At 36.2% G+C, this 21,393-nt stretch carries 20 protein-coding genes; 15 read left to right on the forward strand and 5 right to left on the reverse strand.

The features are described from left to right. Positions 1–64: 64 nt before the first annotated feature. On the reverse strand, positions 65–1,429 hold the full coding sequence (dnaA, locus tag H6793_01835) for a chromosomal replication initiator protein DnaA (protein USN95883.1): 1,365 nt from the start codon (positions 1,427–1,429) through the stop codon (positions 65–67). A gap of 284 nt (positions 1,430–1,713) precedes the next feature. On the opposite strand from dnaA, the gene rpmH reads away from it, so the two are divergent. The 4 genes from rpmH (at position 1,714) to H6793_01855 (ending at position 3,740) form a co-directional block, all read left to right on the forward strand. Beyond that, on the forward strand, positions 1,714–1,851 hold the full coding sequence (gene rpmH, locus H6793_01840; protein USN95884.1) for a 50S ribosomal protein L34: 138 nt from the start codon (positions 1,714–1,716) through the stop codon (positions 1,849–1,851). Positions 1,852–1,866: 15 nt separating this feature from the next. Continuing rightward, entirely contained in the window at positions 1,867–2,208 is a 342-nt protein-coding gene (gene rnpA / locus H6793_01845) for a ribonuclease P protein component (protein ID USN95885.1), read from the forward strand. Positions 2,209–2,292: 84 nt separating this feature from the next. After that, positions 2,293–3,228, forward strand: a complete 936-nt coding sequence (locus H6793_01850) for a membrane protein insertase YidC (GenBank protein USN95886.1) — start codon at positions 2,293–2,295, stop codon at positions 3,226–3,228. Further along, on the forward strand, positions 3,225–3,740 hold the full coding sequence (locus H6793_01855; protein USN95887.1) for a single-stranded DNA-binding protein: 516 nt from the start codon (positions 3,225–3,227) through the stop codon (positions 3,738–3,740). The genes H6793_01850 and H6793_01855 overlap by 4 nt, the downstream gene beginning before the upstream one ends. A gap of 9 nt (positions 3,741–3,749) precedes the next feature. Here H6793_01855 and H6793_01860 read toward each other — a convergent pair whose 3' ends face one another. The 3 genes from H6793_01860 to H6793_01870 are packed head-to-tail and all read right to left on the reverse strand — an operon-like array spanning position 3,750 to position 7,220. Beyond that, complete coding sequence (locus H6793_01860; protein ID USN95888.1) at positions 3,750–4,850, reverse strand: glycosyltransferase family 4 protein; 1,101 nt, start codon at positions 4,848–4,850, stop codon at positions 3,750–3,752. Between the two features lie 26 nt (positions 4,851–4,876). Beyond that, a complete protein-coding gene (locus H6793_01865) occupies positions 4,877–6,211 on the reverse strand; it encodes an O-antigen ligase family protein (GenBank protein ID USN95889.1) in 1,335 nt (444 codons plus the stop codon). Positions 6,212–6,245: 34 nt separating this feature from the next. Next, positions 6,246–7,220 carry a glycosyltransferase family 2 protein gene (locus tag H6793_01870; GenBank protein ID USN95890.1) on the reverse strand — a complete coding sequence of 325 codons (975 nt, stop codon included), beginning with the start codon at positions 7,218–7,220 and terminating at the stop codon, positions 6,246–6,248. A 329-nt stretch (positions 7,221–7,549) separates the two neighbouring features. On the opposite strand from H6793_01870, the gene H6793_01875 reads away from it, so the two are divergent. From H6793_01875 to H6793_01925, 11 genes are all read left to right on the forward strand, one after another. Beyond that, positions 7,550–8,386 carry a replication-relaxation family protein gene (locus tag H6793_01875; protein ID USN95891.1) on the forward strand — a complete coding sequence of 279 codons (837 nt, stop codon included), beginning with the start codon at positions 7,550–7,552 and terminating at the stop codon, positions 8,384–8,386. A 187-nt stretch (positions 8,387–8,573) separates the two neighbouring features. After that, on the forward strand, positions 8,574–9,347 hold the full coding sequence (locus H6793_01880; GenBank protein ID USN95892.1) for a DUF4065 domain-containing protein: 774 nt from the start codon (positions 8,574–8,576) through the stop codon (positions 9,345–9,347). Then, complete coding sequence (locus H6793_01885; protein ID USN95893.1) at positions 9,337–9,708, forward strand: hypothetical protein; 372 nt, start codon at positions 9,337–9,339, stop codon at positions 9,706–9,708. The genes H6793_01880 and H6793_01885 overlap by 11 nt, the downstream gene beginning before the upstream one ends. 495 nt (positions 9,709–10,203) lie before the next feature. Continuing rightward, positions 10,204–11,004 carry an ABC transporter permease gene (locus H6793_01890; GenBank protein ID USN95894.1) on the forward strand — a complete coding sequence of 267 codons (801 nt, stop codon included), beginning with the start codon at positions 10,204–10,206 and terminating at the stop codon, positions 11,002–11,004. 45 nt (positions 11,005–11,049) lie between these two features. Then, on the forward strand, positions 11,050–12,213 hold the full coding sequence (locus tag H6793_01895) for an ATP-binding protein (protein USN95895.1): 1,164 nt from the start codon (positions 11,050–11,052) through the stop codon (positions 12,211–12,213). After that, complete coding sequence (locus H6793_01900; protein ID USN95966.1) at positions 12,206–13,411, forward strand: ABC transporter ATP-binding protein; 1,206 nt, start codon at positions 12,206–12,208, stop codon at positions 13,409–13,411. The genes H6793_01895 and H6793_01900 overlap by 8 nt, the downstream gene beginning before the upstream one ends. Next, positions 13,408–14,493, forward strand: a complete 1,086-nt coding sequence (locus H6793_01905; protein USN95896.1) for a DegT/DnrJ/EryC1/StrS family aminotransferase — start codon at positions 13,408–13,410, stop codon at positions 14,491–14,493. Before H6793_01900 ends, H6793_01905 begins: the two co-directional genes overlap by 4 nt. A 108-nt stretch (positions 14,494–14,601) precedes the next feature. Next, positions 14,602–15,702 (forward strand): ATP-grasp domain-containing protein, encoded by a 1,101-nt coding sequence (locus H6793_01910; protein USN95897.1) that lies wholly within the window; start codon positions 14,602–14,604, stop codon positions 15,700–15,702. After that, entirely contained in the window at positions 15,699–16,472 is a 774-nt protein-coding gene (locus tag H6793_01915) for a hypothetical protein (GenBank protein ID USN95898.1), read from the forward strand. The genes H6793_01910 and H6793_01915 overlap by 4 nt, the downstream gene beginning before the upstream one ends. Then, positions 16,462–17,595 carry a glycosyltransferase gene (locus H6793_01920; GenBank protein USN95899.1) on the forward strand — a complete coding sequence of 378 codons (1,134 nt, stop codon included), beginning with the start codon at positions 16,462–16,464 and terminating at the stop codon, positions 17,593–17,595. Before H6793_01915 ends, H6793_01920 begins: the two co-directional genes overlap by 11 nt. Next, positions 17,592–19,955 (forward strand): glycosyltransferase, encoded by a 2,364-nt coding sequence (locus H6793_01925; GenBank protein USN95900.1) that lies wholly within the window; start codon positions 17,592–17,594, stop codon positions 19,953–19,955. The genes H6793_01920 and H6793_01925 overlap by 4 nt, the downstream gene beginning before the upstream one ends. Before the next feature lie 16 nt (positions 19,956–19,971). On the opposite strand, the gene H6793_01930 is transcribed toward H6793_01925, so the two are convergent. Continuing rightward, the gene (locus tag H6793_01930; protein USN95901.1) at positions 19,972–21,339 is read right to left on the reverse strand and encodes a hypothetical protein; all 1,368 of its coding nucleotides are present in this window, start codon (positions 21,337–21,339) and stop codon (positions 19,972–19,974) included. Positions 21,340–21,393 lie beyond the last annotated feature (54 nt).

Here is a 21,393-nt window from a genome sequence, read left to right on the forward strand (position 1 = left end):
AAAAGAAACGGCCGTGCAAAACTCAAAAAAATTGACACAGTTTGTACATACGTTTTCCACACAGTTATGCATATAGTCTCTCCTTAATTTGGTTTATAGACTCTCTAATATAACTATCGGCTGACATTTCTCGGCTAATCTTCTCAACAGAATGGAGGGCGGTAGTGTGGTCTTTTCGGCCCAATTCTCTAGCAATTATTGGGAAACTAAGATGTAGTTCACTCCTAAGAAGATACATTGCGATTTGCCTCGGTACCACAATATCTTTATCTCTTTTTGGGCCAAGGATTTCATCGGTTGTTATGTGAAAATATTTAGCGGTTTTTTCAACAACTTGCTTTGAACTAATATGACGCGGCCTATTTTTTGTGTTACTAAGCAAGCTTTTAGCCATAGTAATATCTGGTGAAGTGCCACGCATTTCGCACATAGCTAAAAGTTGATTTAATACCCCTTCTAACTCACGTATATTTGTTCGGACTCCTTGAGATAAGTACTCCACAACATCGCTAGGTAGTTCAATGCCACGACTCTCTGCCTTGGTTTGTATGATAGCGCACCGCGTTTCAAAATCCGGAGTTTGCATATCTATGCTCATACCCCAAGCAAAACGAGATCGCAAGCGATCTTCAAGTGTAGGAATGTCTTTTGGTGGTTTATCGCTACTAATGATAATTTGCTTGTTTGCTTGATGAAGAGCGTTAAACGTATGAAAGAACTCCTCTTGAGTCTTCTCTTTCCCAGCAATGAACTGTATATCATCAATAATCAATACATCAGCCCCTCTGTAATATCCTGCAAAATCAGTATTCTTCTTGTATCTTATGGCATCTAAAAATTCTTGCACAAACTGCTCAGTTGATACATAAACAACCCTTGCGCCAGAGTTTTTAGCAATGACCTCGTTACCAACCGCCTGTATTAGGTGGGTTTTTCCTATTCCTACCCCTCCATAGAGGAATAAAGGATTGTATTTTGTTCCTGGATTACTGGCAATTGCTTGACAGGCAGCATATGCTAGCTCGTTTGCCCCACCCACAATAAAAGTATCAAAGGTATAACGGGTGTTGAGCCCTTGTCTGTAGCTATGAGACAAGGCATTGTTGGCAGATACTGGATTATTTTTAGGCTTTTTGTCTTGTGTCAATATTACAGGTGAGTCATCTATTTTTTGATGTACCGCAGAAACAGGTACAATTTTGTATTCCACAGCTCTGGGCTTCATGCCATTTTTTTCTAGCGTGGACTTTATTAGTGGGTCGTACTTTTTTTCTAATTGTTGTTTTATAAATATATTTCCAACACCAATTACAAACACGCCGTCTTTTTGTTTTACTATACGAGTGTTTTTAAACCAGGTGACAAAACTACCACGCGAAACAGACAGTTCTATTTCACCCAAAACAGCTTGCCATAGCGATTCTTGCATTCAACCCTCTTCGTCTTAACAATTACTGGTTCATACTATAGCAATCAAGCAAGGGTTTTTCCACAGCCTTTTAAACAACACCAAAGTATTTAATAAAATCATTCACCAAAGAAGTAAATTTTTCCACAAGATTTACAAACTTCTTTGAAATTGTGTAAAACTATTGAAAATCAGTGGATATCTTGATAAGATTATTGGGGTAAATATTGTTAATTATGCAATATGATCTCGTGACCAACGCGAGACTTTTATTTTTTAACTTAAAAAAGGTACAATATAAGAATATGCCAAAAAGAACATTTCAACCGAAGAAGCGAAAAAGATCACGGGAACACGGGTTTTTTAAGCGCATGGCTACAAAAGCCGGACAAAAGGTTCTAAAACGACGGCGTCTAAAAGGCCGTAAAAAACTTTCAGCATAAGGCTTAGGCGAGGTTGTGATAAAAAAATCACATAGGTTTCATGGTCACAAAAGCCTAAGGTTTGTAATGTCAAAAGGTAGGGTTGTTAGAGACAACAACCTAGCGCTCAAGTATATCTACAACAACCAACATAACAAGTTTCGTGTGGCAGTGGTGGTTAGTAAAAAAGTCAGCAGATCCGCGGTGGTCAGGAACCGCATTAGAAGAAGAGTTTACGAGGCGGTTAGGTTACAGGAGACCCAAATCACTAAACCGATTGACCTAGTGTTTTTTGTATATAGTCCAACACTTAAGGATATAGGATTTAACAATCTAGAAGAGAGCATCTCTAGATTGTTAAAAAATACGAACCGGTAATTCATCAGCTCGTTTAGTTGAGTAATTAATTATCAACAGGGGTTATTTCATGTTATTATATGATTTAGATGTTAAGGAAAACCAATGTTTAATACTTTAATTGTTCAGCCAATTTTCAATATCTTAGTTGCGATATATGCACTACTGCCAGGTCATAACTTTGGTGTGGCAATTGTAATATTCACCATTCTTATTAGGCTAGCGATGTGGCCACTGGTTAAGAAGCAACTTCATCATGCTAAAGCAATGCGAAAACTCCAGCCAGAGTTGAAACGAATAAAGAAAGCCTCAAAAGGAGACAAGGCCAAAGAATCGGCAATGGTTATGGAGCTCTATAAGGAACGGGAAATTAATCCGTTTTCATCGGTTGGTTTAATAATTTTGCAACTCCCAATAATCATCGCTTTATACAGTGCGATCAGTAAAATCGTTCACGACCCAAATATTATTAATACTTTTTCGTATCCATTTGTTCAACATTTGCCGTGGATGAAGGAGTTGCTGGCGGATCCTTCGAAATTCGATAACTCACTAGTTGGCATTATCGATCTATCCAAATCTGCAGTTCCTAAGGGTGGAGGAGCAATCTATATACCAGCACTAATTCTCGTGGTATTGAGCGCCATAGCCCAGTACTTCCAAGGAAAGCAACTAATGCCTCAATCTAGTGAATCGAAAAAACTAAGAGACATATTGCGCGAAGCCAGCGAGGGAAAACAAGCAGACCAAAGCGAAATGGCCGCCGCAACTGGCCGGTTTACACAATTTATGATTCCAGCTTTCGTATTGATATTTACGATTAGCTTGCCGGCAGCTTTGCCTTTATATTGGCTAACTACTAGCATAGTGGCAATTATCCAACAATCTAGGGTGCTACGAAAAGACGAAGAAGAGCTTGAGCAAAACATCAGCAAACCAAATAAGGATGGCGTCATCGAGGGAGAGGTTATTATTCCTAAAAAACCAAAACAAAAACCAGCAAAAACCTCCAAAAAAAGTAAGAAAAGGAGGAAGAAATGACAATTAATTCAACAACCAGCACAGACAAGGCGACGAACTTGAATGAATCGCTTGAAGAAGCAATACAATATTCTAAAAAATACCTTGAGGATATCATCTCTTTCTTTGGTTTAAATATAGATATTTACGCTACTGCTAGCGATGAAGAAGTTATTGAGCTTCATGTACCATCAACACACCTTAACGGGTTTTTAATTGGTCAAAAAGGCGACACTATGCGTTCGATGCAACAAATAATCTCGAGTGCCTTACGAAACCAACATTATGCCCATAACAGGGTTGTAGTTGATGTTGCGGACTATAAAAAACAACGAGCAGATCGCCTAGCCGAAAAGGCCAAAGAATGGATTGAAGAGGTGCGGAGTGGTGGCAAGGATTATCACGTAAACCCAATGAGCCCAGCCGACAGAAGGGTTATTCATCAGGTGGCATCAGAGCACGGTTTAGCTACCGAATCTGTTGGTGAGGGGCGCGATAGACACGTAATTATTAAAGCAAATAAGAAGAGTTAAAACAGTAGCTTAACTATCCCCTAAAACTTGTTTATATACGTCGAGGGTTTCTTTGGCCATTTTTGACCAGGAGTATTTTTTTGATTGAGCATAACCAGCCTTAATTAGCTGATCACGAAGTTTTTCGTCATCCAATACAGTGTTAATTTTATCTGCCATATCTTGCACATCAGTAGGATTGAAATATAAAGCCCCTTTGCCGTAAATTTCTGGTAAACACGTAGCGTTACTACTAACCAGCGGACAACCATGAACCATTGCTTCAAGCCCTGGCAACCCAAACCCCTCACTTAACGAAGGCAAAACATAACACTCAGCGTTTTGATAAAGCCACTTCAGCTGGCTATCGTCGACAAATCCCAAAAACACTACACTATTGATAGATTTTTGGTCCACCAGGTTAATAATTTCCTGATATGCCAAATCTATCTTTCCCGCCAACACTAACACTAACTCTGGGTGTTTTTGTTGAACCAAGGCAAATGACTCAACTAAATTACGAAGGTTTTTGTGTGGTTGAGCTCGACCAACATAAAGTAGGAACTGTTTATTTGTTAGTTTTTTAAAAGATTGTGGTGAGATAGATATCTTATCGGCAGATTCACGAGTTACGTTAATCTTGTCTTTACTAACACTATATTTTTTCATCAAATCATCTTTAATATACTGACTTGGAGTAAGTATCTTAGAGGATTTCTTACAAACAACATAATTCATCAGATTATATAACTGTTGCCGAAAGGCTTGAACAAAGCTATTTTGGTGTGTGTTTTTAAACCTGAGAGCGGTTAGGTCATGCATCATTGTTATAGTTTTTCCCGAAAGCAACAATGGTTGTTGTACCATACTAAAAAAAACCAAATCAGGCTTTAGATTTTTTATTTGTGCCAGTAAACCAAATTGTTCGCCAATACTAAAACTGCGAAAGTTTGATGTAGCAACCTGAAACGATGGTGCAATTTTTTCTATATAACCTTTTCGTTCTGGCGTGGTAATAACGGTTATTTTGTACTGTGGATTTAACAGATGAAGATGTTCAATAAGTTTGTCAGAATATCGACCAGTTGAAGTACCAGAAATACGATTATCTATTACGATATGACGAGACATAATAGATAGAATTATAGAGTAATAGCCTAAGAAGTGCTATTTTTGGCATGTTTCAGTTGTGACACAAAACCCAAGCCTATATTTAAACTTACTAGTGCCCACCAGGTTATTGGAACCGATTCTTCTGTCCATATAGGGATAAATAACCCAATGATTGCGATAGTGGCTAGCAGGGACCAATATGCTTGTCGCGAGATTGGTGGACTAAACCATCTAATTTGTTGCCAAGTTGCAACCATGAAGGCCACGAATAACAACAAACCAACAACGCCTAGCTCTAGCCCATATTGTATATACGAGTTTTCTGTAACAACATACGCCCCAGAATTGTTATTGCTTAGTCTTCCTGCTGGGCTGGCATATCCATGACCCCGACCTAGAGGATTAGAAACAAATAACCTCATATTGCTACCATAACTTTTTAATCTAAGCTCCGTGGATCCATTAGCTTGATTATCTGTCTGATGAAGTAGTAAAGATCTACCAACTGGGGAAAGCGTAACGGCAGAAATACCTAACAAGGCCACAACAACACTCAACACCAACACAATACGAGCTTTGTGATTCGATAATAATAGATGTCTGTTAACAAACACGTACCAGCCAGCAAGTATTAATAACCCAATCCACGCGCCTCGCGAAAATGACCATACAACACCAAGCGCTACAATTGATAGAACCAAATACCGATTACGTTTTAATAGCTTTACTTGATTAAATAACACCAAAGCAAACGGGATTAATAAATATACACCCAAAGAATTTGGGCTACGAAATCCAGCCTGCATGCGTTTTATTGGAAGGTTTGCGCTGACTAAGTATTGCGCACCTGGCCTTCCTGGTCTATCTATACCAGACGCATCATAGCCAAGGCCGGTTAGGTATCTTGGTGGTAATAGAACCATGACTATTCCCAAAACCACACTAATCACACCGCAGACTACAACTAGTCTGCTAACGTCGTTAATCAGTTGTTTTTTATAGATTAATCCCAACAGCGCTCCAGATAGTACTACTCCAACAAACCGAACATTAAGCACAAAACCCACAAAACTAACTGGATTTATTCCTTTGATTAGCAAAAATATCCCACAGTATATTGTAAAAGCCAGCAGACTGATACCAAATGCACTACCTAAACCCTTCATGAATTTAGAGCGATATTCCTTGTGTCTTGCAAGGATAATTATTGAAAGTAGTGTTAAAAGCACAATAATAACCTCTTCAAAACTACTACTCAACAAAATATTATTAATCTTAGAATCAATAATGGTTGTAAGTAGTGCCGAAAACGGAATAATTGCTACAAAAAAAAGAAAACAATATTTCAGAAATATCGAATCACGACTGATATTACTCATCGGTATTAATTATGCACCAATAGTTTTACAACAACTAATTAATCTTTGGTATTTTGAGGGGTTTGCTTTTATACAATATGCCATCGATATACTCGGTACTTACAGTAAGATTGCCTTGAATTTTCTTACGTTGCTGACGAGTATTCGGAAGCAACACAAAAGACTTCGCAACACCCTTAATAAACGACCCGATATGGTGATCTCTGATTGCTCCTCCAAGCATACGTAGAAGGCCATACAAAAACAATGGTTTATATTTCCAAAAAAGACTACCAGGCATATTTTTATTAAAAAGTAAGGTAAAGTTCTTGGTGCTATGATAACGGGAAAACCCACCCAACCTAGCACTAGTTGCTGACACATGATGATAGGCTACTGCACCTGGTTCATACCAGACCTTCCAGCCAGCTAGTTGGGCCCGAAAGCTAATGTCTACATCTTCATAGTAGGCAAAAAACCTTTCGTCAAACAATCCAATTTCTTTGAGCATTGCCGTGCGATAAAGTGATGCTCCACCTGTGGCACCAAACACATACTCAGCAGTATCATATTGACCTTTATCTAATTGGTTTCTCCCCCTAGGAAAAGGTATTCCCCAAACGGTATAAAAATCACCAGTACTATCGATATGCTTTTTGTCCATGCGCATAAATTTGCCGGTAATAATGCCTGCCTCTTTATGGTTATCTCCGGCAGTGACCAGGTTTTTTAACCAATCCTTGCTAGCAACAGCATCGTTATTAAACAGTGCTACGTATTCATAATCATTCATTATAGCCCAGTCAATGCCTTTATTAACCCCACCAGCAAAACCTAGATTAGTTTTTTGTAGCAACAACTCAACATTAGGAAACCTATCTTTAATTATTTGAACAGAATCATCCACCGAACCGTTATCTACTACCACAATCTTAGGCTTAAAGGTTTGTTTTTCTAATGACCGTAAACACTCAACAATAAAGTCTTGACCATTCCAATTAGGTATTACTACAACAACTTTAGTTTTCATACTAAGCACCAGTTTAGTACAAAAAACTGATTTTTCTATAATAATTAGTATATTATTAGGGTTTTCAAATAGACATATTGTTATGATGAGTACAGTTTACTTACTTAAATAATACACACCAAAAGATAAACACAAACTTATACTGCGATACCCATGCTATCAATTTTTAATATAACCTGTTAACTTTACTTTATCTTCTCCTTTCTTTTTATATAAATATAAAGAAGAAATAATGAAAAGAGTGGCATGGGGTTGTTTATATATTAATAGGGTGTATTATTTCGTTAAATATATGAATAGTAGCTTTGATAGTTATATTGGTATCACATATGAGTACAGTTAAGTATCGTAGACCACTCAATGGTCAGCAGACTGAAACGTTGAACATACTGTATTGGTATCGTTTTTGTACCGCCAAGCAGTTAGCTCATACACTGGGAAAATCGAGCCAGAAAGCTATACAAAACAAACTTCAAGTACTAGAAGCTCAAGGTTTCATTGATAAACGCTACGACAAAAGCTATAAACTAGCTGGCAGACCTGCTGAGTACTTCATAACACCAAAAGGTGCTCGTGAGCTGGAAAGACTCAAGCCCGGTGTTACTAACAAGTGGGCAACCAAAAGCTTGTACAAGAACAAGACGGTGTCTGATGACTTTTTGAGACATTGCATCACTGTCACCGAAATAGCCAAAAAGCTTCGTGAAATATTTGGCAACATACATAAAATGTACATACTACCCAAAAGTTATATAGCACAGTACGGCTACTATCCTGCTTGGACACCAGATCTTCATCTTGAGATACCAGGCAGAGGCAGTACACCATCCAAACACTACTTCGTTGATATTTGGGATGGCACTAAGCCATTCTTTGTTAGCGTCAGAAAAACTAGGAACTACGTGAACTTCAAAGATAGTGAGCAGTGGCAGGAAAAAGAACAGTTTCCTGTAATTGTAGCCATCTGCCAAGATGAGAAAAATCAAAAAAAGCTTAATAAGCAAATAAAGCGCATTTTGGATGACCAGTGGGACGAGGAATTGTTATTTGCTACTACTACGTTAGATAAGCTTCAGCAGGCCACACACCCCACCGACAAGATTTGGAGCAAGATACTTACGGATGAAGACGCCGAAGAAATGAGCTTAAGAAGTTTGTTGCTATAATAAATAATATTATGGCAAATTATAATGTCACCCTCCTTATATAATGAACACACTGTGTGTAGCAACCAGGTATAATTACATTGCGAATTATAACAAAAATAACAGAGGAGGTCAACATTATGTACCAAATTCTTGCACAAAAATGTAGCATAAGTTATACTGTAAGGTATAAATTGAAAGGTTCATCATGGATTTCAGCAAGACAATCATAACACTGCGCAACAAGGCAGGTCTGAGTCAACAAGACGTGGCAGATAAGCTACAAATGGCACGGGCAACCTATGCCAACTTAGAGTTAGGCAAGAGACAACCGGATCTGAGTCAGATTAATGCCATCGCTGAGTTTTATCAGATTTCTCCACCTGATTTAATTACAGGCAAAGTGCCGGTAGAACAAGCTGTTGAACCAGTTAGTTTCAGCAGGCCCAGTTTAGAGCCTAGAGAAACAATACAGGTTGTTGACCATAACAAACTGCGTGAGGTGCTCTCTTATGTTCTTGAAAAAGTCGGTGCTAAACCAAATGTAGGTGAAACTGTTCTATACAAATTGCTATACTTCATAGATTTTGATTACTACGAAAAATACGGTAAGTCCATAACCGGTTTAACTTACATCCACAATCATTACGGCCCATCACCTGTGGCAGAATTCAAGAGTGTTGTTGAGGGCATGAAGAACAAAGGCGAGCTTGAGGTTGTTGAAACCAATTTCTTTAAGAATAAGCAGAAGAAATACTTGCCAACAAAGCCAGTACTGTTTGATGGCCTGTCTGCGCGCGAGCTCAGACACATAGATGAAACACTTGCCCGCTTGAGCGATAAGACGGCCAAGGAGCTAACAGAGTTATCGCACTATGATACGCCATGGGTGGTGGCGGGTCAGGGCAAACCGCTCGATTACCGGTATGTGTTTTACCGTACCAAACTAACTGCTGTCACCGAGCCAGAAGATGAACTTTAATGAGAGCCCAGAGTTTAAGAAAGACGTAAAAACACTTAGCAAGAAGGTGCGAACTATAAAGTCTGACCTAATGCCTGTGTATGCACTTATAGAACAGTTATATGTGCCTGGAGGCGATGAGAGGCTAAAAAAATATCGATCACTGTTTTTTGATGGTAAGCGAGCCACAATTTTACACCAGTCACAGACACATGAAGTGATAAAGATGCGATTGGATACCGAAACACGCTCAATGAGCGGTAAGCTTCGATTAGTATTCATAGCTGTTATAAGCGATGGAGCTGTAACATTCATTGAGCTGTACGCCAAAAATGTTAAAAACCGTGAAGATCAGCAACGCATACAGAAATACCTAGGCTAAAATAGCTACCCCATAATTCTTGAAGCTTTGCCTGTAACGAGTCGACAGCCTCTTTACATGTAGTAACGGTACACACTACTTTATTATCGATGGGGTAAAATGGGATCTCAAGAGTCCTACGGGTGCGACAAACAAAACATCGAACAGCAACTACAAACGGGTATTAAGAGCAATCAAAAAACATAGTATTTGATGCTCGGCGTACCAAAATACATATCGCCAGAATTAAGAACATACTTAATTACCAGTTTCGTCTAGCAAAGAGCATCAAAAGAATCGTACTGATCGACAAAAGCAAAAATATTATTGAACTCGTAAGATAGACAGTGTTATATTACAAGTATTGAAGGCTCGGCAACGTTGGATTACGCAGGTTCTGAACCTTCTTTTTTTACGCCTTACTCCCGACTCTCATTACACGACGATTGATTACTACAACAACTTTAGTTTTCATACTGCATGCAAGTATTCTATAATAAGTCGGGTAAATCTTATATGAAACAATTACTTTCCAAGAAGAACAGGGCGTTAGTAGCAGAACTTGTCAGAACTGATTTTAAGCTACGTTATCAAGGGTCAGTGCTGGGCTATGCTTGGTCACTCCTCAGGCCACTACTGATGTTCGTAATTCTTTATATAGTCTTTGTTAAGTTTCTAAAAATTGGCGATGAAATTCCACACTATCCTGTCTATTTGTTGCTTGGTATAGTGGTTTGGAACTTTTTTACAGAAATGACCCAACTTAGTTTGACTTCTATAGTAGGACGAGGTGATTTAATCCGGAAGATAAAAATACCACGATGGATTGTAGTGATATCCAGTAGCTTGTCCGCTGTCATAAACCTATCATTAACAATGATGGTGATCACTATATTTATGGTGGTAAATAAAGTTGATGTTAGTAGAGAAATATTATTAGTTCCACTGATTCTACTACAAGTTTATATATTTTCGTTAGGGATGTCATTCTTCTTGTCTGCAGCATTCGTCAAATACCGAGACATTAGTTATATATGGGAAGTCCTTTTGCAAATAGGTTTTTATGCTACACCAATTCTATATCCTATTTCAATGATACATAACGAACTTGCCTTAAAGGTATTATTTATGAACCCTATGGCGCAAACTATTCAAGGTATACGATATGCCATGGTTACTCAAGAGACTATTACTATTTGGAAAGTTTTTGATGGCGGATGGTACTCATTAATACCAATAATACTAACAGGTGTTATATTTGTTTTTGGCGTTTGGTACTTTAGAAAAGAATCTAAGTATTTTGCGGAGAATATATAAAATGACGAAATCGATAAATTTCCGTCAGCGTGGTATACTATAATCATGATAGAACGGTCAATAGAGCTAGAAAAGCATATCAAAAATGGTCGAACCTTAATTCTTTATGGCGCACGTAGAACCGGAAAAACAACCCTGATCGATAACTATGTTGCTGATAATCAAGCAAAACAAAAGATTGTTAAATATAATGGAGACAACCTTAGTACACAAAATAACTTTTCTGTAAACGATATTAGCCTGTTGTCGCAATATGTTGATGGCTATGATTTATTAGTAATTGACGAGGCTCAAAATATTGACAATATTGGCAAAAGCCTAAAAATTCTTAATGATGAAAGGAAAAATCTTGCAGTATTAGTTTCTGGATCTTCTTCATTTGAACTAAAAGGACAAGTGGGCGAGCCTTTAGTTGGACGAAAAACAACCTTATTTTTATATCCTTTTTCTGCAAATGAGGTGATAGATAGTATAAAAGATGAGCCTGCAATTGTTGCATGGAAGAGGTTGCAAGAACAATTCTTGATATACGGATTGTATCCTGATAGCATTACTGCTAATAGCAATAACGAAAGAAGCCGGTTTTTAGCAGAGATGGTAGACTCATTATTACTAAAAGATATATTGGCTTTTCAGGAGGTTAGAGCATCCGACGTATTACTTAAACTGTTGAGGCTATTGGCTTTTCGGATTGGCGGGGAAGTTTCAATGGAAGAGCTTGGTAAAACTTTGGGAATAAGTAAAAATACGGTAAACAGGTATTTAGATTTACTAGAACAAGCTTTCATAATCTTTAGGCTAAACGGGTTTTCACGAAATTTACGAAGTGAGATCAATAAGAAATCAAAATATTATTTTTATGATGTCGGTGTTCGTAACGCAATTATTAATAATTTCAATGCATTAGATATGCGTAACGATATAGGTCAACTATGGGAAAACTTCGTAGTTGTAGAACGAAAAAAACAATTAAGCTATTCAGGTAAAAAAAGAAATCAATATTTTTGGCGAACTTGGGAAAAACAAGAAATCGATTTAGTAGAAGAAAAAGACGGTAAATTATTTGTTATTGAAGCAAAGTGGAATCCAAATAAAGCAAGTCAGCTACCAAAACAATGGATCCAAGAATATGGAGATACACAGTTTTCGGTAATTAACAAAGATAATTTTTATGATTATTTTTTAAGTGAAGGGACAACCAATGAGTGATGATATTGCGATATCTGTGAATAATGTTTCAAAGACCTTTAAGTTACCTTATGAGAAGAACTCAACAATCAAGGGTGCAATCATTAACTTTAGGCGTAAGAAAAAAGGATACAAAAAACAAACTGCACTTAAAAATATATCGTTCGAAGTAAAAAAAGGTGAATTTTTTGGCATAGTAGGGCGCAACGGTAGCGGAAAAAGCACGTTACTAAAACTAATATCTGGAATATATGCTCCAGATTCAGGAGCAATTCATGTCAACGGTAAGCTAACTCCATTTATAGAACTTGGTGTTGGCTTTAATCCAGAACTATCAGGCAAAGATAACGTTTATCTTAACGGATCACTACTTGGTTTTAACCGTAAAGAAATGGATGGAATGTACGATGAAATTGTAGCTTTTGCCGAGCTTGAGAAATTTATGGATCAAAAACTAAAAAACTACAGTTCTGGTATGCAAGTACGTTTAGCTTTTTCAATAGCGATTCGTGCCAATACAGACATATTGGTGTTGGATGAAGTACTCGCCGTTGGCGACGAAGCCTTCCAGCGCAAGTGTAAAGAATACTTCAAGTCCTTAAAAGAAAATGGTAAAACGGTTGTTTTGGTGACTCATAGTATGGAAGATGTTCGGCAGTACTGTGATAGGGCAGTTTTGATAGAACACTCAAAGATAAAAAGTATGGGGAACCCTGCAGATATTGCAAATCAATATACTTTAGACAATATGCCAAACCATACGAAAGATAAACAAATTGAAGATAGCTCAAAAAAATCAGAAGAAGTAAGAGTTAGCCTAAGTCCTCCGGTAGTGGACTTAAAACTAATACCTAAATCTCCGCTGGTTTTAACAAGAGACCAAGACTTTGAGTTTGATATTGTATATAAGCAGACTGATAACACACCTCTATATGTTGGTATTGGTGTGTTATATGAGAACGTTTCGGTTCTAGAGCATAATTCTATTGGCGTAACACCAAAGAAGATTAATAAAAACACGAACAGCTTTACATACAAATTACCATTAAATCAATTTACGCAAGGAACATTTAAAATATCAGGGACAGTTTTTAAATTAAAGGACAAGAGTTTATTAGCGTTTACAACACAGCTTGGATCTATAGAAATTGTCGTTACCCATAACAACAAGAAGATGGGTGGCTTGTTAATACATAGAGGTAATTGGGTTGATAAATGAGCATATATGTGACTAAATCCTTTCTACCTTCCATAGATGAATATACAAAATATCTTCAGGACATTTGGCGTTCGAATCAATTGACCAACAACGGCTCATTAGTAAAAAGATTCCGCAGTGAGTTATCTGAATATCTTAATGTTAAAGAAGAGGGTGTTAATATTGTTACAAACGGTACATTAGCTCTTCAGCTTGCATTGCGAGCACTAGATTTCGATAACGGAGAGATTATCACAACTCCTTTTACCTATGTTGCTACAACATCTGCTATATTATGGGAGCATTTAACTCCTGTTTTTGTAGATATTGACCCAACCACTTTAAATATCGATCCATCAAAAATTGAACAAGCAATTACATCAAAAACAAAAGCAATCATGCCGGTTCATGTTTTTGGTAATCCCTGTGATGTAGAGTCGATTGATAAAATTGCCAAAAGGCATAACTTAAAAGTTATTTATGATTCCGCACATGCTTTTGGGGTTAAATATAAAGGAAAATCAATTCTTGAATATGGCGATATATCAACACTGAGTTTTCATGCGACAAAGCTTTTTCATACAATTGAGGGGGGTGCCGTATATTCTAATAACAAGAAGTTTATCGATAGGGTGGAATTGGCGAAACGCTTTGGACACAATGGAGATACACATATACAGCTTGGTATTAACGCAAAAGCAAATGAGTTTCAGTCGGCAATGGGGCTATGCAACCTTAAATATATAGACGAAATAATTGAAAAAAGAAAGAAAAAATCAAAGTATTATGAAAATTATCTATCAAATATAGTTGAGCACCCAATAATTTCTGAAGGGACAGAATATAACTATTCCTACTACCCAATTATTCTAAAAAACCAAAAAGAGTTACAAAAGGTGGTTAAGGCATTAAGTGCAAACGATATATTTCCACGCAGGTATTTTTATCCATCTTTAAATATGTTGCCGTACTTAGAATCAAAATATTCTTGTCCTGTATCTGAGGATATTGCTAAGCGTATATTATGTATTCCGTTATATGACAGCCTTGACGACTCTACAATAATTAATATTTGTGAGATAATTAACAGATGTTTAAGATAACAAAGAGTGTTGGACTTCTAAGTTGCAAAGAGAAAAGATTTAAAAAACCTCCGAAACGACTACAGTCCCATAGTATATTAGGGAGATTAAGTTAACATAAGATCGTAAATGAAAAAAGCACTCATTATATTTTCTGGTTATAACCAACGAGCCGTTGTCGCCTTTTTAAGAACATTGGCAGAATTAAATGTTGATTATGTAATAATTGCTAGTTCATCAAAAGACACTATATTGAGTACCGAGTATAAAAACAAAGTAATATATATACGAGAACAAAAAGAGTTAAATAAAGACGAACTTTTTAAGTGTATTGATCTTGCAAAGAAAAAACTGGATGCAAAAAAATATATTGTTGCGCCATCAACGGAGGGCTTAAATAGGTTTATGCTTGAAAACTATGAAGAGTTCCACGAGCTAGGATACGACGATATTTTGCCATCCAAAGAGCTTTATGAACAGATATCGGATAAATACAGCTTTACGCAGATATGCAAAAGCTACGGACTGGTTATTCCTGGCGAATATACTCATAGTAATGCCAAATTTCCATTTGTAGCTAAGCCAAAAAAATATTTCTCGACTAACAATAAAACATATTCCCCGGTATTTATAAGAGATGAGGCCGAGTTTAGCACTTTTAAAAACGAATATTATACTAGAGATTTTTATTTTCAAGAATATGTGTCGGGGGATAGCATATATATTCTATTTTATTTTTATAAAAATGGTAGAGCTATTAAATTGTCTCAAGAAAATCTCATTCAACAGCCAAACGGAAGGTCTATCGTTGCTGCCAAGCTAGCCGATATACACCATAAGAAAATTACAGAACAATATCAAAACCTTTTTATTAAACTACAATACCGTGGGCTTGTTATGGTGGAAGTAAGTCGACAGAAAGATGATTATGTTATGATCGAGGCTAATCCTAGGTTTTGGGGTCCTTCGCAACTCTTTGTAGATGCTGGCGTAAACTTCTTTGAAGATATGTTGCTTGATTGGGGTGTGATAGATTCTAAGCCCAAACACGCGAAGATGAATAAGGGGGCTAGGTATTATTGGTCGGGTGGAGTATGTGATGATATCTCCAAGATGGTATTTCATAACTATGACAAAGAAACTTATCTTGCAGAGAATAGTGTATGGAGTGCTTATGACATATATAATAGAGTGGATACAAGGGAAATTTATGATCTGGAGAAAATATGATTGATTCACAAAACAAATTGGTGAATTACTATCGGCAACATAGTAAACATTCTAACTACCAAGTTTTACCTAATTCATTAAAAAAAATCTTAGGAGCTCATAATTTAAACACAAAATCTAGATTTGAAAGGGAGAGATTATTATTCTTGACCAAAAACATCAATTTTAAACAAAAGAGAGTTCTAGACATCGGTGGTAATACTGGCTTTTTCTCTTTTGAATTATTGGAACAAGGAGCAGAGGAGGTTTGTTACTATGAAGGTAATAAATCTCATTCAGAATTTGTACGCCTAGCTTCCAGAGTCCTTAAAGTTGAGAACAAGCTTAAGGTAGTCGGAGAGTATTTTAATTTTAGCAATACATTTTCGGAGCACTTTGATGTTACCCTACTATTTAATGTACTGCATCATACTGGTGATGATTATGGAGAATGGGTACCAAGCATTAATGCCGTAAAGACAACAATCACCAAAGAATTAAACCCTTTAGCAAAAAATACTAAATATCTAGTTTTTCAGATGGGTTATAACTGGATGGGGGATACAGAGAAGCCAATTTTTATGCATGGGCAAAAACAAGAAATGATTAATTTTATAAAGGGGGGTGTCGATAATTGTTGGGAAATTGAGTCTATAGGTATAGCTCAAGAAGAAAATGAGAAAATAGTCTATAAAAATTTAAATCAAGACAACATTAGGCGCGTTGATAGACTCGGAGAGTTTCTTAATCGTCCTATTTTTATATTAAAATCGTTAAAGTATGATGAATAAAAGAAAGATAATGGTTTCGGTTTTATCGTTAAGCTATAACCAAAAGCATTATATCAAACAGTGTTTAGATAGCATTTTGGGGCAAAAAACAAACTTTAGGTTTGAAGTCTTAATTAATGATGACGCATCAACAGACGGAACAGCTGAAATAATTAAAGAATATCAAACAAAACATCCACAAATTATTAAGCCGGTTTTTCAAAAAGAAAACAAATACTCAAAAGGTGAACGAAATATGATTGTTAGATATCTGTTGCCAAAGGTCAAAGGTAAGTATTTGGCCATCTGTGAGGGTGATGACTTTTGGACGGACTTAACAAAGTTACAGAAACAAGTAGATTTTATGGAGGCTCACCCAGATTATGCTTTGTGTTTTCACCCAGTAAAGGTATTTTACGAAAAGGGTGAGATAGCTGAATATATTTATCCAAATATAAAAAAGGGCTTTACTCTTAATAAGCTAATCACAGAAAACTATATACCCACAAATTCGGTGATGTATAGGTCTCAGGCAGATTATTCTGCTTGTCCTGTTGATGTTATGCCAGCAGATTGGTATTTGCATATGTTTCATGCGCAGTTTGGAAGACTTAAATTTTTTAACAAGGTTATGTCTGCCTATCGAAAGCACGAGGAGGGAGTTTGGTGGGCTACACAAGATAATCCATACAGAGTTTGGAATGATTATGGTTTGTATTTTCTTGCGTTGGACAAGGTGGCTAACGATATGTTTGGAGATGATAGTAAATACAAAAAAGCCGTTTATAAAAGAGTTTACAATGATATAAATCAGCTAATTGTATCAAAACCAAGTGGAGGTCAAGGACGCACACAAGAGGCTATTAAGAAATATCCTGGTTTGATAGATATATATTTAACTTATAATCAGGAGCAGATCTCTTATTTAGAAGATAGAGTAAAGGCTTTGGGTGCAAATATAGCGGTGTATGCACAAGAAAACGACAAAAAATCGAAGATAATTGATGAACGAATAGCAACAGAACAAGATCTAATAGGGCGACTACATCAAGTAGAGGCTCAACTAAAAGAAATAAAAGGGTCAAGAACCTGGCGTGCAAGAACTAAGGTTGTGGATTTTTTAACTAACGGAGAAAATAAGTGAAAACAAAAGTCGACATATCGGTTAATATAACAGCACATAGAGAAGGTAATTTATTGTACAGAACCCTCGTTGCTATCAATAATAATATCAATGCTTTGATTCAAGAAATACCTAATACCAAAATAGAGGTTAATGTTTCATTAGATAATCATGATGAAAAAACCAAAGAAGTAGTCGATAAGTTTGGGTTTGATAATGCAACAAAAAAGACATATAGTGTTAAATTTGGTGATTTGGCAGAAAGTAGAAATAACTTAATCGGAAAATCGAAGGGTGAATACTTGGCCTTTTTTGATGGAGACGATGTTTTTAGCTTAAAATATTTACTTTCGGCTTATAGGCTAGCCAGAGCTAATAAAAACAAAAAGGTAGTATATTCGGTAGATTATCTTGTTGTTTTTGGTGGCGAGAATAGTATTGCTGTTAGGCCTGAGGTTAAAACTAATTATAGGTCAGCACTAGAGCTGGTAGTTAATAATAACCCAGTAAACTCTTGTATTTTTGCCAACAAAGAAGTATTTCAACTTACTCGTTATGAACCAGTTGTTAGGGGTAGTGGATATGGATATGAAGACTGGCACTTTGTTACTAAACTCTTAGTTTTAGGAGTAGAGTTTAAAAAGATACCGGATGGTATATTATTTTACAGAAGAAGCTTTAATCCAGCAGAGTCTTTATTGTCTGGACAAGTATCTCAAAACGCCATTCTTAGAAGATCTCCTTTGTTTGATCCACAAACTTTTGTGGATTTTTATAATAACCGCAAAACAGAAAAGAAAGCGACCCATGACCCAATAAAACCACCCATTAAGTACAATTTTAAAACCATTGTTCGACAACTTCTATATAGACGACCCTTTACGGCAATGCCTGTGACTGCAAAAACCTATCTTAAGACCTGCTATCATGCCCATAATAGGCTACTGATTGCTATTAAAGACAAGGTTAGGTGGTTAAGTAATAAAAAATCTTCCCTAATTACCCAGCAAGATATTATAGCTAGTGGGATAGACCTGTACAGAAATCATTTAGAAAATATTCTTTTTGAGAAGTTAAACCATTTTAATGTAGCAAGAAGCTCTGTAGTGAAAATTGTTGATGAGTGGTTTTATGCTAACTCGATAGAGCCATTAATTTCACCCACAGAGGGAAATTTTATTAACCTTGGAGTTTCGTTTTACCCTGATAGCACATACAATACAAAACTGTATTATGAATTATGCATGGGTGTTCTAGAACTTAATAAACAAAAAAATGTTTGTATAATGATGACTCCATGGATTACAAGGGGTGGAGCAGACTTAATTTTAGTAGAAACTATAAAAACCTTGCATAAAAATGGAACATCTGTGTTACTAATCACGACTGAAGGCAACAATATGCAGTGGCTAGGAAGAATAGCCAAGTATGCGAAAGTTGTTAACATTCATGACTACAAACAAAATATTTCTTTTGAAGATATACTTGGGTTAATATCAAGGCTTGTTATTAATGTGCAACCAAAGTATTTTGTTAGTCTAAATTCATATTATGGTAATGAGATTGCTGTAAAATATGGCAAACAAATAGGTGAGGCGTCAAAAATATACACATATAAGTTCTCATTACATCAAGATGAGAATGGTGTATCTTTTGAAGCTCCAGAATCTTTTTATGATAATATACATAAAATAGATAAGGCACGAATTGTGACTGATTGCCAAAATACAGTAAAAGACTATATGAGGGTTTTTGGGTATGGAGCAGAAAAGTTTGATTTTATAACAATGCCTATACCCGTAACAAAAAGTAAATTAACAGCTACTAGTAAGCCACACAAAAAAGTTCTTTGTGCAGGACGCATAGCACCTGACAAACTAATAAAGGAACTTTTTGTTATTTCTGATTTATTAAAAGATGATGATATATCGATTGATATATATGGATCTATCGATGACAGAATGGCGGGTGAATATGGCGTATTCAGTAATTTATTAAAGTCTTATAGCAACATAACATATAAGGGTGGGTTTGATAAATTTTCGGATATACCTATTCAAAATTATGATATTTTACTTTTTGCTTCGCGTAGCGAAGGATTGCCCAATGTTGTTTTAGAGGCTATAGGTGCAAATTTGTTTGTTGTTGCTTCTGATGTTGGTGGTGTAGGAGAGGTTATAGAGCACGGCATAAATGGATATTTGATTAATGACCCCTTAGATGCGAAGGCTTACGCAGATATGATAAGATTGTACTATAAAGATAATTCAAAAGAGAGCTTAAACAAGAAAACAGAGTATAACAAGAATCTTTATAAATCTAGAAGTACTACTGCTATGATAGAGAGCATTAAAAAGATGTACGACATCATATCAAAATAAGTAGGTTTGTGATATGCTATTGTTTTTTAAGTGTGTTACGTAAGTAAGTTTTTGTGACCTCTGACTCATTCACCCCCCATGATCCTATATTTTGGTCAACATGTTTGCGATAGTAGACGATTTCCTTTGAAGGTCGTTTACTGTTTTCGTACCATGGTTGGTGGTGTGCTACAAATTTGCCTCCTGTACGCAAACCAGGTCCTAATGTGTAAGGCGTGTTTTGTCTATAAACCGCAAAGGTTGTGTCTATTTCTGCATCGTAAACATCGGGCTCTACTGTTGATTCCCAAAACTGGCTTTCCCACGAAATAACATAATCTTTTAGCTCGTAATAATCTGGTAAATCATCAATTTTTAAACCAAATCCAACTTTTGTTCGTTCTGGATATTTTGTAAGAAGGTCGCAGAATCTTTTTACCGCCCCATGCGAGTCGCCTATAGGTATTACATCTGGGTCTGTTACAATAAAGGGCTTATTTTTTGCGTATATGTCAACAATTCCTTCAGTCCATGGCGATTTATGTCCAGCGTTTTTATTTAAATAGATGATCTCATAGGGAAGTTTTTTATAATAATCTATAAGAGGTGGATAGGTAGAGGCGTTGTCTATTAAGATGATATTTTTTAATCCCTCGTCTTCAAGCCATGATATTAGTCTTTGCAAAGGCTCTTTTCTGTCTCTACAAATAATAAAAACAGGAATGTTTTTAGAAAAAAACACATCTGGAACATTTTTTCTTAGCTTTTGGGCAAGTCTAGTTTTACGGTATTGTTTGTACTTTTCTATCATTTTCTTGCAGTAATAAATAAATAGTTGTCGGTATGGACGAATAAGTATCAACGCGTCAAGAATAGGCGTTGTCGGGTGATTAATTTTTGTTGGTAAAATTCGTAAAGTAAGTTGTTGGTTTGCGATTTTTAATAATTTTTTATAATCTTCAATTATTGCAGAATTATTAGCAACAAAGCCTTTACTTGTAATGAGTAGAGGGCACTGCTCAATGCGTCTTATACCGATTTTTTGTAGGATTATATTTTGCTTTTGCGGTAGATAAACATTTGATATCGAATTTTCGAGGTCTATTGAAGAAAATAATTTTACCATTTCATAATGATTTTCAATGAAGTACTCCACAGTAGTAAATAATAGAAATTCTCCACTGGCGCTAGCAATTGCTTTTTGTATTGGTTTAACAGCTCGAGTGTTACTGGTTATTATTTGTACTCGTTTGGAGGCAGACTTTAGTGTGTTTTTTGGTTGCGATAAATAAAACAAAACTTCAATTGCTAAATCTCTGTACTTTGACAACAATAAATCTACAACAGTGCTAATCTGCTGCTGAGATACCTTCTCGCCAGATATAATAATTGATAGTGACTTCATTGATATGATAATAGCATGTATAGTAGTTTTTTGTTAAAGAGTGAGTAAAGTATA

It is taken from the genome of Candidatus Nomurabacteria bacterium (assembly GCA_023898625.1).
In the GTDB taxonomy this organism is placed as follows: Bacteria; Patescibacteriota; Saccharimonadia; order Saccharimonadales; family JAGQNJ01; genus HK-STAS-PATE-36.

Excerpts from the sequence above, each read along its gene's own strand:
- H6793_01910 (USN95897.1), top strand. The coding sequence starts at position 14,602 with ATGAAAAAAGCACTCATTATATTTTCTGGTTATAACCAACGAGCCGTT.
- H6793_01920 (USN95899.1), top strand. The coding sequence starts at position 16,462 with ATGATGAATAAAAGAAAGATAATGGTTTCGGTTTTATCGTTAAGCTAT.
- H6793_01930 (USN95901.1), bottom strand. The coding sequence starts at position 21,339 with ATGAAGTCACTATCAATTATTATATCTGGCGAGAAGGTATCTCAGCAG.
- H6793_01855 (USN95887.1), top strand. The coding sequence starts at position 3,225 with ATGACAATTAATTCAACAACCAGCACAGACAAGGCGACGAACTTGAAT.
- H6793_01900 (USN95966.1), top strand. The coding sequence starts at position 12,206 with ATGAGTGATGATATTGCGATATCTGTGAATAATGTTTCAAAGACCTTT.
- H6793_01885 (USN95893.1), top strand. The coding sequence starts at position 9,337 with ATGAACTTTAATGAGAGCCCAGAGTTTAAGAAAGACGTAAAAACACTT.
- H6793_01895 (USN95895.1), top strand. The coding sequence starts at position 11,050 with ATGATAGAACGGTCAATAGAGCTAGAAAAGCATATCAAAAATGGTCGA.
- H6793_01875 (USN95891.1), top strand. The coding sequence starts at position 7,550 with ATGAGTACAGTTAAGTATCGTAGACCACTCAATGGTCAGCAGACTGAA.
- H6793_01850 (USN95886.1), top strand. The coding sequence starts at position 2,293 with ATGTTTAATACTTTAATTGTTCAGCCAATTTTCAATATCTTAGTTGCG.
- H6793_01905 (USN95896.1), top strand. The coding sequence starts at position 13,408 with ATGAGCATATATGTGACTAAATCCTTTCTACCTTCCATAGATGAATAT.
- H6793_01915 (USN95898.1), top strand. The coding sequence starts at position 15,699 with ATGATTGATTCACAAAACAAATTGGTGAATTACTATCGGCAACATAGT.
- H6793_01880 (USN95892.1), top strand. The coding sequence starts at position 8,574 with ATGGATTTCAGCAAGACAATCATAACACTGCGCAACAAGGCAGGTCTG.
- H6793_01865 (USN95889.1), bottom strand. The coding sequence starts at position 6,211 with ATGAGTAATATCAGTCGTGATTCGATATTTCTGAAATATTGTTTTCTT.
- rpmH (USN95884.1), top strand. The coding sequence starts at position 1,714 with ATGCCAAAAAGAACATTTCAACCGAAGAAGCGAAAAAGATCACGGGAA.
- H6793_01890 (USN95894.1), top strand. The coding sequence starts at position 10,204 with ATGAAACAATTACTTTCCAAGAAGAACAGGGCGTTAGTAGCAGAACTT.
- H6793_01860 (USN95888.1), bottom strand. The coding sequence starts at position 4,850 with ATGTCTCGTCATATCGTAATAGATAATCGTATTTCTGGTACTTCAACT.
- dnaA (USN95883.1), bottom strand. The coding sequence starts at position 1,429 with ATGCAAGAATCGCTATGGCAAGCTGTTTTGGGTGAAATAGAACTGTCT.
- H6793_01870 (USN95890.1), bottom strand. The coding sequence starts at position 7,220 with ATGAAAACTAAAGTTGTTGTAGTAATACCTAATTGGAATGGTCAAGAC.